The organism is Bacteroidia bacterium, assembly GCA_027493955.1.
Taxonomy (GTDB): Bacteria; Bacteroidota; Ignavibacteria; order SZUA-365; family SZUA-365; genus JAOSJT01.
In genome coordinates this window covers 2,651,341-2,670,770 of sequence record JAOSJT010000001.1, presented here as the reverse complement: position 1 = coordinate 2,670,770, position 19,430 = coordinate 2,651,341, and the positions used below count along the sequence as shown (strand labels likewise).

The 19,430-nt window shown below is 57.1% G+C and carries 14 protein-coding genes; 2 read left to right on the top strand and 12 right to left on the bottom strand.

Going from position 1 to position 19,430, the window contains the following annotated elements; translation table 11 throughout:
• Nucleotides 1-503 precede the first annotated feature (503 nt).
• Nucleotides 504-947, top strand: a complete 444-nt coding sequence (locus tag M5R41_10090; protein ID MCZ7556737.1) for a hypothetical protein — start codon at nt 504-506, stop codon at nt 945-947.
• Between the two features lie 100 nt (nt 948-1,047).
• Here the strand turns inward: M5R41_10090 and hemW are convergent, their stop codons facing one another.
• From hemW to M5R41_10040, 10 genes are all read right to left on the bottom strand, one after another.
• Entirely contained in the window at nt 1,048-2,172 is a 1,125-nt protein-coding gene (gene hemW, locus M5R41_10085; protein MCZ7556736.1) for a radical SAM family heme chaperone HemW, read from the bottom strand.
• Nucleotides 2,173-2,174: 2 nt separating this feature from the next.
• Entirely contained in the window at nt 2,175-3,137 is a 963-nt protein-coding gene (gene lepB / locus M5R41_10080; protein ID MCZ7556735.1) for a signal peptidase I, read from the bottom strand.
• 1 nt (nt 3,138) lies between these two features.
• Entirely contained in the window at nt 3,139-3,993 is an 855-nt protein-coding gene (gene lepB / locus M5R41_10075; GenBank protein MCZ7556734.1) for a signal peptidase I, read from the bottom strand.
• Nucleotides 3,994-4,097: 104 nt separating this feature from the next.
• Nucleotides 4,098-5,894, bottom strand: a complete 1,797-nt coding sequence (lepA, locus tag M5R41_10070) for a translation elongation factor 4 (protein MCZ7556733.1) — start codon at nt 5,892-5,894, stop codon at nt 4,098-4,100.
• Between the two features lie 426 nt (nt 5,895-6,320).
• The gene (gene queC / locus M5R41_10065; protein ID MCZ7556732.1) at nt 6,321-7,010 is read right to left on the bottom strand and encodes a 7-cyano-7-deazaguanine synthase QueC; all 690 of its coding nucleotides are present in this window, start codon (nt 7,008-7,010) and stop codon (nt 6,321-6,323) included.
• A 26-nt stretch (nt 7,011-7,036) separates the two neighbouring features.
• Nucleotides 7,037-7,396, bottom strand: coding sequence for a preQ(1) synthase (gene queF / locus M5R41_10060; protein ID MCZ7556731.1), 360 nt, complete (start codon nt 7,394-7,396; stop codon nt 7,037-7,039).
• A 123-nt stretch (nt 7,397-7,519) separates the two neighbouring features.
• Entirely contained in the window at nt 7,520-8,176 is a 657-nt protein-coding gene (locus tag M5R41_10055) for a 7-carboxy-7-deazaguanine synthase QueE (protein ID MCZ7556730.1), read from the bottom strand.
• Between the two features lie 389 nt (nt 8,177-8,565).
• Nucleotides 8,566-10,974, bottom strand: a complete 2,409-nt coding sequence (locus tag M5R41_10050) for an Omp28-related outer membrane protein (GenBank protein MCZ7556729.1) — start codon at nt 10,972-10,974, stop codon at nt 8,566-8,568.
• A gap of 192 nt (nt 10,975-11,166) precedes the next feature.
• A complete protein-coding gene (locus M5R41_10045; GenBank protein ID MCZ7556728.1) occupies nt 11,167-11,763 on the bottom strand; it encodes a hypothetical protein in 597 nt (198 codons plus the stop codon).
• Nucleotides 11,753-12,907 carry an ATP-binding protein gene (locus M5R41_10040; protein ID MCZ7556727.1) on the bottom strand — a complete coding sequence of 385 codons (1,155 nt, stop codon included), beginning with the start codon at nt 12,905-12,907 and terminating at the stop codon, nt 11,753-11,755. Before M5R41_10040 ends, M5R41_10045 begins: the two co-directional genes overlap by 11 nt.
• Before the next feature lie 219 nt (nt 12,908-13,126).
• Here M5R41_10040 and M5R41_10035 point away from each other — a divergent pair, with 219 nt between their 5' ends.
• A complete protein-coding gene (locus M5R41_10035) occupies nt 13,127-15,100 on the top strand; it encodes a cation:proton antiporter (GenBank protein MCZ7556726.1) in 1,974 nt (657 codons plus the stop codon).
• A gap of 363 nt (nt 15,101-15,463) precedes the next feature.
• Here the strand turns inward: M5R41_10035 and M5R41_10030 are convergent, their stop codons facing one another.
• Nucleotides 15,464-18,535 (bottom strand): M12 family metallo-peptidase, encoded by a 3,072-nt coding sequence (locus M5R41_10030; GenBank protein ID MCZ7556725.1) that lies wholly within the window; start codon nt 18,533-18,535, stop codon nt 15,464-15,466.
• 228 nt (nt 18,536-18,763) lie between these two features.
• Entirely contained in the window at nt 18,764-19,381 is a 618-nt protein-coding gene (locus M5R41_10025; protein ID MCZ7556724.1) for a cyclase family protein, read from the bottom strand.
• Nucleotides 19,382-19,430 lie beyond the last annotated feature (49 nt).

The following is a 19,430-nucleotide window of genomic DNA, read 5'->3' as shown; positions in this document are numbered from 1 at the left end:
GTCAGGACTCGTAGCCTCCTGGAATGCCAGGCGATTTCTCGTAACGGTCATTTCCCTCCTTACGGTATCGTACAGCGGCAAACCTGAAGACCGACGCGACGGAGATGCCACGCTTCGTCCATAACCACCCACGCTATATCCGGGTAAGCGGCGTCCTGTCACACGCACGAAAGCATGTGCTCACCCGACTGTCATGAATCCAATTTATAATTACATTTGCGGGAGATAATTGTTGATGGAAAGCCGGAGACCAGCGTATAGTAGACGGAAAACGGTTCTATGTCCCGAGAATGTCTTAAAAAAAAACAACACCCGCGTTGCATCTCTTGATATAGTGCAAGACGATCGGTAAATTCCTTACACGAAAGATGGTGATCCAGTCGTAAGGCACAATTCCATGCCAACAGCGATTTGGATCCATTCCACGTACCAGGGCAAACGAGATGCCGGTGCTCCGATGTGACGAGCCCATAGAGCTACAGCAACGAGGAGACGTGTATATAATGAAACGCCGACTGCTTCAGAGAGGAGTGCTCGTACAACTCCAACTCATCTTCAGTGTAGCATTCATAACAATGTGCACACAGGAGAACAATGATGCGGATTCGCAGCGTTGGCAACGGCTCGTCGATGAAGCGCCCTTTCATGTCAGCGCCGGCAATGACTCCATTGTTATGAAGTACGCCTGGGAGAAGAGGATCGATCGCTACACTATCCGTATCGACAGAAGGGAAGAGAGCTATCTGCGTCCCTTTGACACCGTTATCGATACTCTTCCGGCACTGCGCCCCGGTGACGCGCTCGTCCTGACAACTCGCGAAATACGCGAGGAACTATGGGATAGCGGCTTCGACCTGCTCTTTCTGCATGGCGATACCACGGATGCGGTGTATGGATGGCAATATGCCGACGGGCGCATCAAGATGTTCGTATCCAATGTGAAATGATTCCGCGCAGCCGGCTGCGCGGAATGCGAAGTGACGGTGCAACGATAGAGTCTCGCGAGCGGCGCCCGATTGGGGACGTGGTGCCTTCGTCCGGTTCGGCTCACCCCAGCTCGGCGCAGATTTCATCGCACACGAGCATTCCCTTGCGCGTGAGGTGGAGTATGTTTCCCTGCTGCATAAGCAGATCTGCTTCAAGGCAGCGGATAACGAACGCCCGGTTATCCTCGGCGAGATCGCTGCCGAACACTTTCCGGAATTCCGTGAGATCTATGCCCTCGCTTCTGAGCCGCAGATATATGTACTCTTCGCGTCGCAGTGTGGGCGAAAGCAATTCGCCTCCGGCCTCGGGCAAGGCGCCACGCTCGATCGCCGCACCGTACGCATGTACACTGCTGACGTTCCACCAGCGGCGGCCGGTCCAGGTGCTGTGCGCGGAGGGACCGAAACCGAGATAATCCTCATGCCGCCAGTACGTGAGATTGTGCCGGCATTCATATCCGGGGAGCGCGTAATTCGAAACTTCGTATTGACGGAAGCCCCAGCCGGCGAGCGTGTCCATGGTGAGCTCGAACAGCGTCGCGTCGCTCTCATCAAGCGGCATCGCCACCGTGCCGCGACGCACCATGCTCGCGAGCGGCGTGCCCTGTTCCACGGTCAGCGAATAACAGCTCAGATGTGTCGTGCCGAGCGCCCGCGCCCGCTCGAGATTGTGCATCCAGCGCTCCGGCGTTTGTCCCGGCAGCGAAAACATGAGATCCAGATTCACATTGTCGAAGCCCGCCGTGTGCGCATCGCCTATCGCCGCCTCGGCCTGCGTGACGGAGTGAATGCGGCTCAAAAAGCGCAAATCGTCTTCGTGAAAGGACTGCACTCCGAAGCTCAGCCGGTTCACGCCCGCTTCGCGATATCCCCGCAGTTTCTCCACATGCACCGTCCCGGGATTGCACTCCATGGTAATCTCGGCATCGGACGCAACGGGGAAGCGCGTGTGCAGCGCTTCGAGGAGATCGCCGATCTGCCGCGCTTCCAAAAGTGATGGGGTTCCCCCACCGAAGAATATGCTGTGAAACGAGGATGGGGCGACGATCAGATCGGCTTGCCGCGCTATCTCTGTATGCAGTTGCGCAAGAAAGCGTTCATGCTTCCCGTCGCTTTCAATGGAGTAAAAATCGCAGTAAATGCACTTCGTGTCGCAGAAGGGAATGTGCAGATAGAGGCCGGGCATGGTCAGCGAACGATGCTGAACACCCGATCCCAGCGCACGGAGCCGAACAGTTCGATGGGACTGCTCAGCGGGATGTACGCATCCCAGGACCAGTAAATCAGCATCGCCTTTCCGATGATATTTTGCTCGGGTACGAATCCCCAATATCGGCTGTCCTGGCTGTCGTCCCTGCTGTCGCCCAGAACAAAGAAATAATCACGCTCCACGATGTAGGAATTTTCCTCATTGCCGTCCACCTGTATCGCACCTTCGGCAGTGAAGCGCACCGCGTGTCCTTCTCTCTCGATGAACAGTCGCCAGTGATCGATGTTTTCCAGTGTCAGGTCTATCTCCATTCCGCTGTAAGGTACCACCATCGGTCCCCACCAGTCGCGATTGAAGCCGCTCGCTTTGGGATAGATGTACGCGTCAAAGTCGCCCTGACCCATCACATGCGGATGGAAGCGCGCCGTAACCGGATCCTCCAGTCGCTCGCCGTTGACCAGCACGCGCTTTCCGGCAAGTTCCACCGTGTCGCCGGGCAGGCCGATGCAGCGTTTCACGTAATTCAGTACGTTCGGCTGTTCCAGCGAAGCGCGCTCGCCCGGGAACTCGAACACGAGGACATCTCCGCGCTCGGGCGAGGAATACCCGGGCACAATGGTCACATGCGGAAGTCGAATGCTCGTAAGCGGAATCGTCCGCGGGGAGCGTATGCCGTAGATGAATTTGTTGACGAACAGGAAATCCCCCGGCAACAACGTCGAGGACATGGACGGGGTGGGAATGCCAAAGGCCTCGATGAAAAACACCTTCAGGAACAGCGCGATGAACAGTGCGAACAGCAGCACACGCCAGTATTCGCGCAACGGATTTTTCCGCGGAACATCACTGTTGCGCTCGTCTGTCGTTTTCGCGGTGTCTCCTGCGTTCGGAGTGTTCTCCGCGACTGCGTTTCCTTCGCTCTGGCGTTCGTCGTCGGCCATGTCATCCGATAATGGTGAACATGCGGGAGAGGCGGATTTTCTTGAAAATGTTGTTGATCATCGGATCCATGGACCAGTACACGATCATGGGTGTCCCGATCACATACTCCTGAGGAATGAAACCCCAGAAACGGCTGTCAAGGGAATCGTCGCGATTGTCGCCCATGCCGAAGACGTAGTTGCGCTCCACCGTGTAGGACGTCGCAAGCTTGCCGTCGATGAGGATATCCGTCCCGCGTACATCCACCTCGTGTCCTTCACGCCGGATGAAGGTAGCCCACTCCTGAATGTTTTCGGCGTTCAGTTGAACGACGTCGCCCTCGGCGGGAATACGCAGCGGGCCGTAATTGTCGCGGTTCCATTCCTTCCCGCGCGGGAAGATGTCGCCACTGACATACCCTGCGGGTTCGAGGTTCCGGCTGAACAGCACACCCTCGGGATCGTCGAATTTTTTCCCGTTGACGTACACCTGCTTGTCCTTTATCGCGAGTGTGTCGCCGGCAGTGGCGACGCAGCGTTTCAGGTAGTATTGAAAAACGCTCGCTTTCACCTCGTCCCGATAGCCGGGAAAAATGAAGACGATCACGTCGCCTTTTTCCGGATCGCTGAAACCGGGAACGCGGAAATACGGGACCTCGATCTCGGTGCCGAAAAGAATGCCGAGCAGGGGAATGGTCGGGGGAGTGGTTCCGCCGTAGATGAATTTGTTCACGAACAGGAAATCACCCGCCATGACCGTGTTTTCCATCGATCCTGTCGGCACCTGAAAGGAGGCCAGGACAAAGCTGTTCAGAATGATGACGGCCACAAGCGCGAAGCCGAGGGATTTCAGCGTTTCGATGAATGATTTCTTCATGTCGAATATCCTGTTTCAGAAAACGTCAATGTGTCGTACCTCGAGAGGCAACTTCCGGAATACGAGGCATGAGCCGTACAGTTACGCGGGGATGAAATATTCCCCTACTCGTCCATGGAGAGCACGGCGAGAAAGGCCTCCTGCGGTACTTCCACCGCACCGACCTGCTTCATGCGCTTCTTGCCTTCTTTCTGCTTCTCGAGCAGCTTCCGTTTGCGGGAGATATCGCCGCCGTAGCATTTGGCGGTCACGTTTTTTCGCAGCGCCTTCACCACATCGCGGGCTATGACCTTATTGCCTATCGCCGCTTGAATGACGACCTCGAACATCTGCCGGGGAATCAAATCCTTGAGCTTGCGGCAGTAACGGCGGCCCCAGTCGTAGGACTTGGAGCGATGCACAATGCTCGACAGTGCGTCCACGGGTTCGCCGTTGAGCAGGATGTCGAGCTTGACGAGGTCGGATTCGCGGTAATCCTTGTATTCGTAATCGAAGGAGGCATAGCCGCGCGACACGGATTTGAGCTTGTCGTAGAAATCGAAAATAATCTCGGACAGCGGCAGCTCGAAGTGGACATCCGCGCGCGTGGGATCGATGTACTGTGTATTCACATACACACCGCGGCGCTCCATGCACAGCTTCATGATGTTGCCGAGGTACTCCGTCGGCGTGATGATCTGCGCGGAGATGTAGGGTTCTTCTACATACTCGATTTTTCCGACTTCCGGCATCATCGAAGGATTGTCAATGACGACGCGCTCCCCGCTTTTGAGAATGACGAAATACTCGACGTTGGGGACCGTCGTGATGATGGTCATGCCGAATTCCCGTTCGAGGCGCTCCTGCACGATCTCCATGTGCAGCAGGCCCAGGAAGCCCGCGCGGAAACCGAAGCCCAGCGCTGCGGAAGTTTCGGGTTCGTACATCAGCGACGAATCGTTAAGGCGCAATTTGGCGAGTGCGTCGCGCAGCTCCTCGAATTCCTCGCTGACCGTCGGATACATGCCGGAGAAGACCATGGGCTTCACTTCCTTGTATCCGGGTACAGGACCGGAGGCGGGATTCTTGACGTTCGTGATGGTATCGCCGACATTCGTGTCTGCGACAGTCTTGATGCCGGCGATGAGATAGCCGACATTGCCGGCGGAAAGTTCTTTGGTCCGGAATCGCTTCAGGCGCAATATCCCGACTTCCTCCACTTCGAATTCCTTGCCGTTGGAGAAAAATCGAATGCGCTCACCCTCCCGTATCGTGCCCTGCACCACGCGCATGTACACGATGGCTCCGCGATAGGAGTCGAAAACGGAATCGAAAATCAGTGCCTGCAACGGGGCTTCGGGATCGCCCTTGGGAGCGGGAACACGCTTAACCACGGCGTCGAGAATCTCGTCAATACCGACGCCGGATTTGGCGCTGGCGGGGATGATGTCCTCCGGATCACAGCCGATGAGATCCACGATACTGTGCGTGACTTTCTCGACTTCGGCGCTGGCGAGATCCACTTTATTAATAACCGGGATGATCTCGAGACCCGCTTCGATGGCGAGATAGAGGTTCGAAATGGTCTGCGCCTCTATGCCCTGCGTGGCGTCCACAACAAGGATGGCGCCTTCGCAGGCATTGAGCGAGCGGGACACTTCATAGGAAAAGTCGACGTGCCCCGGCGTATCGATAAGATTCAGCGTGTATTCGAGGCCGTCGCTGTGCTTGTACTGCATCTGCACGGCATGCAGTTTAATGGTGATGCCGCGTTCCTGCTCCAGATCCATGTCGTCCAGTACCTGGTTGTTCACCAGATCGCGCTGTGTGATTGCGCCCGTGCGCTCCAGCAGACGATCCGCCAGTGTGGATTTTCCGTGATCAATGTGCGCGATAATGCAGAAATTGCGCGTGCGTTCCATGTGCCTCTTGGTTCAAAATTGCATATCAAATAAATATACCTCCGGTTGCAGGGGGAAACAACCGGCGTTTGAGGATTTACGATCAACGATTTACGATCAACGATGTACGATGGCCTGCCCGCCGAAGCATCATGCGAGAATGGCACAGCCGTTGATACAAGCGAGCGTAGGCGGGAACATTTACGACGTACGGCTTGATCAACGAGTTAGGCGAAGAGGTAACACTACCCGTGAAAAGGAAAAATGGTGAAAAGGTGAAAAGGTAGTGGGCATCCGGTAATTTTCTTCTTTATACGATGCGCTCCTGCCTTTTCACCATTTTACCATCCACTCATACCTTTTCACCTTTTTTCCTTTTCACCATTTTCCGACCGCCCCATTATCTACACGGAAGAAGCACATTCGACAATCGTTAATCGGCAGTTGTTACTCATACGCAATCGGATCCTCGATGCCGGCTTCGCGGAAGCCCTTGAGACGCAGGTGGCAGGACTCGCAGCGGCCGCACGCGCGGTGTTCGCCGCGATAGCAGCTCCAGCTCAGCTCGAGAGGCGCCCCGAGTTGCATTCCCGTCCGCACGATGTCTGATTTACGCAGGTGAATCAGCGGGGTGTGTATGAGCAACGGCCGCTCATACCTGGTGCCGGTCTCAATCACACGTTGATAGGCCTGATAGAACTCCTCCCGACAATCGGGATACCCCGAGGAGTCCTCTTCGACGGCTCCCACGAATATGGCCTCCGCGCCCAGCACTTCGGCCCAGCTGACGGCGATGCTCAACATGTTGGCATTGCGAAAGGGGACGTAGGTGTTCGGTATGCCGTCCTGCCGCTCCTCTGCGTCGGGAACGCGCAGTTCGGTGTCGGTAAGACTCGATCCCCCGATGCGCAGAAGGTGCTCGATGGATATGATGAGCTGGCGTTCCGGGGGAATGCGATAATGTGCGGCGATATCGCGAAACGCGCGCAGTTCCCGCGCCTGCGTCCGCTGTCCGTAGTTGACGTGCAGGAGAGCCGTGTCGTAATCCTGCTGCGCGATGGCGATGGTGACGCAGGAATCCATACCGCCGCTCGCCAGTACCACGGCGAGGGGTCGCGGCCGCGTGTTGCTTGTCATGAGTTACACGGTATTCTGGAAGATGATCATTTTGCGGGCGACCAGCCCGGCTTCACATACTCGGTCTCGACGACGGAGTGTATGCCGCCCCGCGTATTGAATTCGCCGATAACCTTCATGTACCGCGGCGCGCAAACGGCGACGAGATCGTCGAGGATCTGATTCACGGACGATTCGAAATAAATGCCCTGATTTCTGAAACCAAGGTAGTAATACTTGAGCGACTTCAGCTCAATGCACAGCGTATCGGCGATGTACTGAATGGTAATGGTCGCGAAATCCGGCAGTCCCGTCACGGGGCAGACCGAGGTGAACTCCGGATTCACATGTGTGATTAGGTAATCGCGGCCGGGATATTTGTTTTCGAAAGTGACGAGTTCCGCCATGAATGTATCCTTGTGATGATAATGTCGGTAAGAGAGTGCGACTGTCCGGTCCGGTATGACTTCCGTGGCTACCCGCGAAGTTTCGTGAAAACCGTTTCTCGCACCTGTGCGCCGGCGGCGCGTCTACACACCGCGGGTGTCGGGATGCCAGATGAATTTGTGCAGCTGCAATTGCATGCGCACACGCAATCGATCATCCAGTATCCATCGCGCCAGATCCGCCGCTTCGATTGAGCCGAACACCGGTGAAAACAGCACTTCACCGCAGCGCGTTCCGATGCGCTCCGTTTTCATAAGATCGCACGCCCACTCGTAATCCGCTCTGTCCGCGATAACGAACTTCACCTCATCCGTCGGCTTGAGATACTCCAGGTTGGCGAGGCGATTTTTCTTCGTCATCCCGGAAGCAGGACATTTGAGATCCAGAATCACGATGACGCGCGAATCCACACGGCTGATGTCCACATGTCCGCCTGTTTCCACCGCCACAGTGTGACCGCGATCGCAGAGCTCTGTCATCAGTTCGAACGCACCTTCCTGCTCGAGCGGCTCGCCGCCCGTGAGTTCCACGAAATTGCATCCGAAGGATTCCACCCGCGCAATGACCTCGTCGAGTGGAAGAACCTCGCCGCCGTTCTTATGGTCGAGCGCATAAGGTGTGTCGCACCAGAAGCAGCGCAAGCCGCAGCCATGCAGGCGCACGAACACGCAGGGCAGGCCCGCCCTGCTGCCCTCACCCTGTATGCTGTGAAAAATCTCGTTGAGTCGTACTGTGGTCATGATTTCACCGCCGGTGTGTAGCAACCGGACAACAGGAAAAATAGTGAATGCCGGGTTGAGAGCATAGAGAGCGAAGAGCAGAGAGCAGAGAGAGCGAAGAGCAGAGAGCAGAGAGCAGAGAGAATGTCCGCACAAGACAAGGAAGTCCGCACACGAACCGGGCTTCGGCTGCGAGTGTCTATCGTTTCAATTTGTTGCGCCGACATCCGAATTGCACAATCCCCTGAAAATGAGTTGCGATATCTGGATGCGTCGCTCGTACGTTCGACGTGCAAGGCCGTACTCTCCGCTCTTTGCTCTCCGCTCTCCGCTGTCTCTGCTCTCCGCTCCTAACAGCAGCGCCCCCGGAAAACCCGGAGGCGCTGCGGAAAAAAGGATACGAGAGCGTGTTACTTCATCAGCGTCATGCTGCGGGTGAGCACCACGTCGCCGGAGATCATGGTGATGAAGTAATTGCCGGATGGCAGCTCGCTGGCGTCGAAGAGCACGCTGTGCGATCCGGCTTCGTAGCTGCCGTTGACGATGGAGCCAAGCGAACGGCCCAAGGCGTCCGTGAGATTGATCTTGACATCCGAGCGAACCGGCAGCGCGAAGCTGATGGTCGTGCTGGGATTGAAAGGATTCGGATAGTTCTGATGGAGGACGAATTCACCCGGTGCCGGCGCTTTTTCCACATCGGTGATACCGAGCATGAGGGGTTCGCTGTAGCTTTGCTGCACGGGACCCGGGTTGCTGCCGTTCAGGCGGTGGACATACACGACAATGTGTGTGCTGTCATCCACACCATGCGGCGAAGTGAAGCTGAACTCCTTGATGACTTCGCTTTGCGTGGCAAAAGTATTGCTCGTCGAGAGGGGCATGCCCTGCACATCGGGCCAGATGCCGCGGACAACGGCATAGTGATAGTACGGATTCACACGGATGTTGCCGCTGGACGTGTACTTGACCTGCTCGTAATTCAGACCGTCTTCAGTGATAAGCGCGTTCAGGCGCAGATCCGCATTGATGCCCTGATGGAAGAACACCTTAACCTTGAAGCTGAGTTGCTTTGTCGCGGGGTTGTAGGATTTTTCCATCACATCGATACCGACTGGCGCACGCAGATTGTTCACGACAAATGTTGCGTAATTACCCCAATCACCACGGCTCACGGGAATCGCATTGTTGCCAGGCCAGGTGATGCGGTTGATCGACGCGGTCGGGAATCCGGTGACGCCGATGAAGTTGTTCATCGTTTCCCACGCGGTGATTTCCATGGGATCACTGTCGTGCCAGGAAGTGCGGACAACGCGATTGCCGAGACGCCCGATGACCGCGGCGAGGGAGTCCGCGCCATACGGACACCATTGGCACCAGATGCCGGTGTATTGCTCGATCAACACATTCGAAGGCTCGTCAACGTCCAGCTCCTGCACAGTGATTTGCACAGTGTACGTGAGCGTCGCGTTGTCCGGATCGTTGGTCGTCACTTCGATGGTACCGGTGTGCTGGCCTTCGGTGAGGGAATTCGGATTGACGGTGAAAGCAATGAGAGACTGACCGCCCGGCGTGAGCTTACCGCTGGTCAGGCCGCTCATGTTCATCCATGTGGACGCGTTCGGTGAAACAGCGGCGCTCCAGGTCAATTCTTCGCCGCCGGTGTTACCAACATAGAAGCCATTGTTGTATGTACTGGTGCGCTTGGCCCAGAACGTTGTACCCGTAGCGGAAAGCAGGGCTGTGGGCTTCGAAGCGGCCTGGAAATCATACGCTTCGACGGCTTTGACATACGCACCGCCGCTCGTCTGACCCGCAACCTGATACAAGGTTTTGTCGCCGTCGTAGAGCAGATTCGATCCGTAAGATACGGCTGTCGGCTTCATGAGTTCGCCTCTCCAGCCGTCCACTAGGGGATTGTAGGCCCAGCTGAGATTGGACATGACGCCAGTCTGCGCTGTGATCGTAGTGTACCCACCGGTCAGGTAGAGGATATTGCCGTCGGTGCCCATGGAATGACGCATGATGGCGCCGCCGGGGAAGTCCGCAAGCTGCGTCCAGGTCAGGTCGTCACCGTTGATGGTACCCTTGTACATTTGTCCGAAAAACTGTCCCTGCGTGCCAACGACCGCATAGCCGCCGACAATGAACGGTGTTCCTTTGATGTTCACTGCAGAGAAGGAACGGAGAGAGCGGGGAAGCTTGGAATTCGACTGGGTCCAGGTATCCGATGCTGGGTCGTAAATCTGAACGACGTCGGTCTGGGCCTGGAAACTGGTCGTACCGCCGCCGAGAACCCAGATGCGGCCTTCATGCACGAAGTAGCCGGCGGCAAACACCGGTACCGGCATGCGTGCTTTTTCCGTGAATCGGTTGGTCGCGGGATCGAACACCAGCACAGTGCCTTCCGTGGTAAACGGACTACCAGTGCTGTAACCGCCGATCAGATAAATCATGTTATCAATCACCACGGACATGGCAAGCGCGCGGGGTTTGGGCATGTTTGCGACCTGGTCCCAGGTGTTCGATGTCAAATCAAGTTTGTACACCGTCGACAACAGAGCGGTCGCTGTCAAACCCGAGAAATTGTATATCGCGTTATTGTAGTACACGGCGGTGTTGTACCCCATCGCGGTGGGAATGTCCGCGCGGGTAGACCATTGACCCATGACATCCGCAGGCCCGCTTTTCGCGAGTGCAACGGAGGACATCGGGACAAAGGGACCATCGCTGTCGGTGTGCCCACCCTTCGCGAACGCGGTGTTCAACGAGAGCAGCATCACTGCACAGGAAAGAAAGAAAACAGAAACGCTTTTCTTCATGGAGCTTCTCCAAATGTAAGCTGTGGATGAAACGCAGTATTAGTTTAGGTGCGGAACGCCTGAATTAGGGGGGGCCGAAAGGTACAAGTAGAAACATACGCCATTTCACATACGCGGTCAAGTCCCTTTCTCATCCCTCAAAAATTGACCGCCGGCTCTCCCTTGCCCGCCCGGAACGCTGGTCAGGGATGATTATGCGTCGATGTACTTCGCGAGGTCCTCGCGTGCCGTCAGATGAACGAGCCAGTCATGCCCTGCCAGTTCCTCGACAGCGGACTTCCCCTTTTCGACCGAAACGCCGTATTTGTAGCAAAAATGCCAGATATCTATGGGTTGTTGCAGGATTTCGAACAGTAACACCTCGCCGATGCTGAGCTGCTGCCCGGCGCCCGCGCGGTCGAGTATGCCGGGAAGGTTATCCCGTGCTTCCGGTTTAATGTGGCGGTCCGTGAAATAATAATTGTCACAGGCCTCGAGTTCGCAAATGACGAACCCTCTGTCCGCACGCTTGAACGCTTCGATAAAATGCAGAGATACGACGGGTGTGTCGTCTCCCCACAGGTCGGTGAAGACTGCGGGATCGGCGTCCTTCAGCCATTCCATGAATACGCGTTCTCGCGGCGGAAGCAGCATGAGAACACTCGAGCCGTACTCATCGAGTACCTCCGTCAGAGCGGCGGTGTCTATGCCGTCAATTTCTTCGTCACTCATCTCCAATGCGCTCCCATGGAGCGTGAGTATTCTCGTTTTCAATTCCGCCGCAGTGATCATCATTGTGCTACTCATCATCGGTGTAAGGTGAAACAGAAAGCGGGATGGCGACGGTGAAGGTCGTACCATCTTCCGCGGAGGACGTAAACCAGATGCGTCCACCCAACATGCGCTCCGTGAGCAGTCGGGCGCTGTACGTGCCGACGCCGCGATCCTTCGCCTTGGTGCTGAACGACCGTTGGAACACCTGCAGTTTGACATCATCGGGCATAGTCCCGGTATTATGGACGCTGAACAGGATATCGTCATTTTCACGAACACCCCGCAAGGTCACCACATCGCCATCCGTGCTGGCTTCGAGGGCGTTTTTCAACAGATTGCCGAGCACACGCCCCAGAAGTGCGGGATCGGTGTCCACGGGAGGGAGATTGGCGTCCGCGATTGACCGGATGGTCTTTCCGTGAGCAAGGGAATGATAGCGGTACAGGGCTTCGATGTGGCGGAGCATTTCATGCGGCAGCGTCGGCTGCAGTCGTGCGCGCAGCTCGTTGCGCTCCGCGGCCAGGAGATCCCTGTGTGCGATGATTTCTTCAATGAGCTGCGTCGAGAGATTCTCCAGATCCGCTATCAGCGCGTTGCGCTCGTTGTCGCTGACGAGGTGATACAACTCGGCAACAGAGCGAACACCGGATGCCGTATTGAGCACGTCGTGAAAAAACATCCGTTCCAGTATGCTTCGGCGTTTCTCGTCGCTGATGTCCACGAGTGAAAGTACGGTGATGGTGTGATCACGCACGGTGAGCGGCACGGCGAGCACGCGATAATCCAGAGGTACGGTTACGCCGTCTAACTGCGCGTTGATACGGCATTCCTGCACGCCCGTCTCTCCCTGCTGCGCCTGCAGCATGGCGATGACGGCACCGCACAGCCGACAGCCCTGTCCCGTCCCGCAGCCTCCCGGTGCATCCGCAACGGTGACGCAGCCGATGGATTCACCGACGCGCAGACCCAGCAAGGACTCATCATGTCCGCGTGGTACGGCGTCGGCGAATCTGCCGTTACAGGCGACGATTTGCCGCTCCCGATTCAATACCGCCACCGGCGAAGGGAAGGCCTCGAGCATGTCCTGAAAATGCAGCTCCTGCATAAGGTCGTCGTGCATGCGACGCACCGCGTCAATCGGGGCGCGTTCGGCCGGTGCAAACCAGGTATCAGGGGTCATAGGATTCCGCAATGCTTCATAGAATCTCGAACGGTTTAAGATAGAGACTGACCAGTACTTTCTCAACCGGGGGGGAACACAGAGGACACAGAGGGGAACACAGAGGACACAGAGTGGGGGGCGGGGAATGCGGAGGATACAGAGAGGGGAGAGTGTCATGGCGCGAATGAGCGGCGTTTGTGTATTTTTGTGGAATCGTAATTCTATATTCCACGATACATGCAGCTTCTCACAGATCTTGTCGTTATCGTCGCCTTGTCCACAGCCGTGGTGTCGGTGTTCCATTGGCTGCGGGTCCCCGCTATCATCGGTTTTCTGGTCACCGGTGTTCTGGCGGGTCCCGGAGTGTTCGGAGCGGTGCGTGATGTGCACGCCGTGGAGCTTCTGGCCGAAGTCGGCGTCATTTTGCTGATGTTCACGATAGGGCTGGAGCTTGCACCGCGGGAGCTTTTGCGCATGCGGCGAAGCGTGCTGGGCGGTGGCGGCCTGCAGGTTCTCGTGACGCTGCTGTGCACAGGATTGATCTCTGCTCTGACGGGACAAAGCATCGCGGTATCCGTTTTCGCGGGTTTCCTGATAGCCCTCAGCAGCACCGCTATTGTGCTCAAGAGCATGCAGTCGTCAGGTGAAATAGACAGTCCGCATGGTCGGGCAACGCTGGGGATATTGATTTTTCAGGACATTATCATCGTGCCGATGATGCTGTTCACTCCGTTGCTGGCGGGCGGATCGGGCGACGCGATCGGCAGCGAGCTATTGATGTTGCTGTTGAAGAGCGTCGTCGTGGTTATTGCGGTAATCGTGGCGGCACGCTATGTGATGCCTTTCGTGCTGCATCGCATATCGGCGACGCGCAACAGGGAGTTGTTCCTCCTTTTTATCGTCGCCATGTGCTTCGCGGTGGCGTGGCTCACGTCTATTGCGGGCCTCTCTCTTGCCCTGGGCGCGTTCCTCGCGGGGCTGCTCATCGCGGACTCCGAATACAGTCATCAGGCATTGGGGAATGTCATTCCCTTTCGGGACCTGTTCACGAGCATTTTTTTCGTTTCCATCGGAATGTTGCTGGATCCGGCGAATGTCCTCGAGCACCCCTTCATCGTCGCCGCGATTACGCTCATCGTCGTTCTCGGGAAACTTGTTCTCGCCGCCGGGGTGATTCTTCTGCTGGGATATCCGACGCGCACCGCAATACTCACCGGTTTCAGTCTGGCGCAGGTAGGGGAGTTTTCGTTCGTGCTCTCGCGCGTCGGCGTGAAGCAGGGATTGCTCGGGGCCTCGGATTATCAATTGTTTCTCGCCGTGGCCATTCTCAGCATGGGACTCACACCGCTGCTCATGGCTATCGCACCGGTTGTGGCGGAAAAGCTCGCGACAGTTTTTGGCGGGACGGACAAAGCCCCCGAAAAGACATCGGCAGGCCGCGACGGCCTGTTGGTGATCGGCTACGGGCTCAATGGGCGCAACCTGGTGACAGCAGCTCTCTCCGCAGGCATTCCCTACACAGTTATCGAAATGAATCCGGACACGGTGCGCAGAGAGGCGCGTGCCGGCGTCAACATCATGTTCGGCGATGCCACACAGGATGCCGTCCTGCTGCATGCGGGCGCGGCGACCGCGCGCGTCATCGTGGTGGCCATTTCCGATCCCGCCGCTACCGCGCGCATCACGGAGCGTGTCCGCGCACATAATGCGACCAGCTCCCTCATAGTGCGGACGCGATTCGTCAGCGAAGTCCCGCATCTGTATAACCTCGGAGCGGACGAGGTGATTCCGGAGGAATTCGAGACCGCCGTGGAGATTTTCGCGCGTGTCCTGCGGCGCTACTTGCTTCCGCGTCACGAAATCGAGCGCATGATCGCCGACCTTCGGTCTGATGGATACGAAACCTTTCGTGGTGCCGGAACCCGAAGAAGCGAAGCACTGCCGTTACCGGATTTCGACATCTGCAGCGCCGCAATCTCCGATGAATCACCCGCCCTGGGAGAAACGTTGCGCACCCTCGAGCTCCGCGCACGCTTTGGAGTATCGGTGCTGGCGATACAGCATGGGAATGAAACACAACCCAATCCCGATCCCGACACACCCATACAAGGCGGCGACAAGCTGTTTCTTCTCGGCACGACACTCGATCTTTCCCGTGCCGAGGCCTTCCTTCGCGGCGTGGATCCTCTCGACGGGCCCTATGCGCCTTGAGGTCGTACCCGGCGGGGAATGAGGAAGTGAAGATTGAAATATGAAACGTGAAAAGTGAAGGGAAGAGTTAAACGTGAAACGTTAAACGACGCGTTGAGCCCGAAGGGCGACGCCTCCTGTACCCTTCAAAGGCAGTTGGGGTACGCACGCGCCTAACCAGGACCTTCCAAGCTCAGCCTGAGGCTGACGACAGCTCTGGTTAACGATTCCCGATTCCCTCCGCTTGGGCGGACCGATGAACGATTCCCGATTCACGATTATGTTGCGCTTTTCCTTTCATCCTTCACTTTTCACCTCGCCGCCCATCCGCGAAAACCAAAAGGGGCGGCCCGTGAGCCGCCCCTGTGCTGAGCTACATGCAGTTCAACGGAGAATATGTATCATGCGGGACACCGAACCTTCGGGGGTGGTGAGACGGATGATCCATGCGCCCGCAGGCAGATCGTGCATGCCGAGAGTGAGGTTATGCGTCCCCGCTGCGCGATTGCCGGAATAAAGGATCTTAGCCTCCGATCCGAGCAGCGAGTATGCGGTGAGCGTCAGTGATCCGCTTTTCGGAAGATCGAAGCGGAAGGTCGCGGGAGAACCGGACGGAATGGGATTCGGATAGCTCTGGAGCAGCGACAGCTGTGTGGGCCGGATCAGCGACGGCGTCGATGTCGCAATATACCCCTCGCCGAAGACCTCGATGGTATCAGGACTTCCCGCGGCGTTGTGTACAACGCGCATCGTGGCGCTCATAGGCTCCGGTGCTGTCGGTGTGTATTCCAGCATCAATTCGCCGCTTGTGCCGGGAGCGATTGTCAGCGGCATCGCCGTAGTGACGGAAACTTCCGCACTTCCGCTGATGGTGGCCGCGCTTATCTGGAGATCTGCCAGACCGGTATTCTGAATGACGAGCGGCTTTGACGAAGTGCTTCCGACATCCACCCAACCGAAACCGACGTTCGGGATTTCCAGCGTGAAGACCGGGGCATTCCGGATCTTGAACTGCTTGGACATCCCGGTAAGCGCGGTATTGTCCGCATTGCTAACACGAACGAAGCATTGTTCGGCCTCGACCTTCGGCACATTCCAGAGGTATTCACCTGCGTCGGCATCGAAACTTCCGGTGATGGGGAGCCATTGCGTGCCGCCGTCAATGGAGTACTCGATTTTCACGGAATTCACGCAGAAGTGCTTCCAACCGATTTTGTATTGGCTGCCCGCGGGAATGACCATGTCCCATACGCCAGGCTGCAGCACGTTTATCGCCGTAGCCGGAACAATCAGAAAACGCGTCTTTGAGGTGCTTTTCCCACAGGAGCTGTTCACTTCACACCAGTACGAGCCGAAATCACTCTGTTGCACATTCTGAATGGTGAGTTCGGGTGCGTTGACCGGAAACTCCTTGTTCACGCCGGTGACGCTGCGATAGAACCATTTGTAGGACAGATTCGAACCCTCCGCCTCGAGCGAAAACGTGGCGCTTCCGCCGATACAGGTCGTGTCATTTTCCAGGTCGCGGGTGATGACCGCGCTCGTAAAGACCTTCAATAACGCCGGCTCGGATTCCGCTGAACCGCAGTCGCCCGTAACGACACAGGTGAATTCGCTGAGATTGTCGGACGTCTGGAGGTTCTGCAACTGCAATTCGTCGCGCGTCTCGCCGTCGATGTTCTGACCATTTTTCTTCCACTGATAGCGCAGGGTCCCGGAACCGGTGGCGCGTACATAGAACCATGCACCTTCGCCAACGCACACATTGCGCCATTTCACCTGATCGGTGATTTGCGTTCCCAGCGTTATCGTGAAATCGGCGTCCATCGCGTCAACAAGTTCCGGGAGCTTGTTGTCCTGAATCTTGATGCGGTACTGCGTCCCGACGGGCTGGTCGTTCGGGATGTTCCAGGTCCACGAACGGACGGAGCGCGGGATATCCGACACAAGCACCTTGTCGTAGGTCGCGCCTCCGTCGCTGGAGAGCAGAATGGAGAAGTCGTTATTCCCCTGCGCCTCCCAGGTGATTTCCAGGGTGCTTCCGCCACATCGCTCCTCGCCGCCTGTGGGCGACATGAGGGTCAGATTGCGCACGGTACTGGTGACGTTCATGCACAATGCGGCTTCGGCGCGGCCGCGGACGAGGGCGCCCGTCCTGTTGCGGAAAATGTTCTGCTTCGCCGAGCCCCCGAAGCGCATATGGCAGTAACTCATCATCTCGCCTCCACCGAGGATCAGATGAATGTCGCTGCTGGAAAAGCACGGCGCCTGACCACGTACGGGTTCGGCCGTGTAGCAGGAATCTATCGGCGGATTCCAGAGACAGGAATGCGTGTGCGGCGACCCGAAGTTGTGACCGATTTCATGCGCCCATACACCGGTGTGCCCGCTGATCCAGCTGTTGTTTGCGGACAGCTTGGTAAATGCGTAGCCGCGGGTTTTACTGCAAAGCTGATTGACCCACGCGAGTCCCTGCGAGACGCCGTCGGCGGAAATCCGCTTGCGGGAGATGAGCTGGGCGAGAGTTCGGTCCACATGACCCATATTCGCGCCCCAGTAATCTGTGAACGTATTCAAAGCGGCATCGTCACTGGCTGCGCTGTAGGGATCGGGCGTTTCCCAGGTGCGCATGTAGCTGATCTGAAGCGTGATGGCGACGTCGCGTTCGTATATCGCCGTCACATGGCCCATGAGCGTGTTGATGTACGTCTCGGTGGCGTCGACTGTCTTGAAGTGTTGATAGGCCTCGTGATCGGCTTCCACAGCGATTTTCGCGACGAGGGTGTCGAGTGCCATAGTCCCGGCCGAAAGTTGTTTGGGCATGTTGCGAAGGTACTCATCAATCATCGCATCGTCGTCCACACCGCAGTGATAATAGGACATCTCCTCGGTGTTCTGATAGATGTGCAGCAAGCGCTCGTTGTCCGACGGCATGGGAACATCAATCATGGTCGTGAAACTGTACTCCACGCCGCTCCGCTGGATTGTTCCCGATATATCGTGCTTGCCGATTGCCATGTACACGAACGATCCCGGCTCATTCGCTACTTCTCCGCGATAAAAACTCATCATCGGCGTGGGCCTGCGAACGTCCCCCGCGGAGGTGCGTGACCAGAACTCGGCATCGGGTGCGAAGACGCGGAACTCCGTCAGTCGGAGATCCGCCTTGGAGCCGTCGGGGATGGGGAAGTCACGCAACAGCATGCTGCCGGCGGAACGCAACGCATCGGTTGCGCGCTCGCGCAGAGCGAGGGTGATCACCGATGGGGATTCCACGGGGGTGGTTTTTGCGAGGGAGTTGCGCGCAGGTGTCGCAAATACTTCGTCCGCAACTACCTGGCGCCGGAACTGCTGCGCATGCAGTGACGTGAAGGAAGCGACAAGAATGAGGAGGACAGTGAGGAAAGAGAGTAATCCGGTGTGAGAACTGCGGATGGACGATGTCGCAAGACGCATGAGCTACCTCTTGGGTGATGAGGGAAAGGTGCGAGGGGCTCACCGGTGTGAGCCGCATCGAATCAGCTATGAAATGTAGGAAAAAGGGCGGATTCAGGAAAGGCAGTAGCTTGTCGCCTTTCAGTCGCCGGCGCGGAAATGTCCTGTGTGTTTCTCTCGCTGCCTATACCCGCTGCGGACTCCATCACTCCGTCGTCAGGCCTCGGAGCGCTTCGGTCGCGAAATCCGTCACTCAGTCATCAGCAGGGCGCGGGCGGGGGCGCCATCGCCGCCGGTGATGAGGAGCGGTGCGACGAACAAGGTGTAACGGCCCGCAGGAACGTCGTCGAGGTGCAGCCCCTCGAGGATCAGCACACCCGCGCCGAGCAGAATCTGGTGCACCGGGAATGATGGATCATGATACTGCTCGATGGACAGCGCGTCGATGCCGATGATGTTGACGCCGCGCTCGACCAGCCAGCGTGCCGCATCGGTGGAAATCGCATGGAAATCGTCGGGATGCGCATCGGGAGCGCGATTCGTGTTGCTCTTGAGCAGCACCGAATCTCCCGGCCGGAGCCCGGCATTGCGAAAATGCTCCGAATCCATAAGCGGTATACCGGATACCTCCACGACCACCGCGGATGAAATCCAGCGCTCCGGAGGGATCTCGTCAATTCGAAGTCCGGTGTCGATGAAATGATAGGGAGCGTCGACATGCGTGCCGATGTGAGCGCTCATCCGAAGCGTGCTCAAATTGTACCCCGCACCCTCCCGCATGCTGTGAATCACGGTGCGATCAAATGGCGGATCACCGGGGTACACCGGTGTGTGCATGTCAAGGGGCCGGGAAATGTCGTAGACCATGCGTCAAAATATCCTTGTGCGTTGTTGCTACGGCTGCCGGGAACGGCGT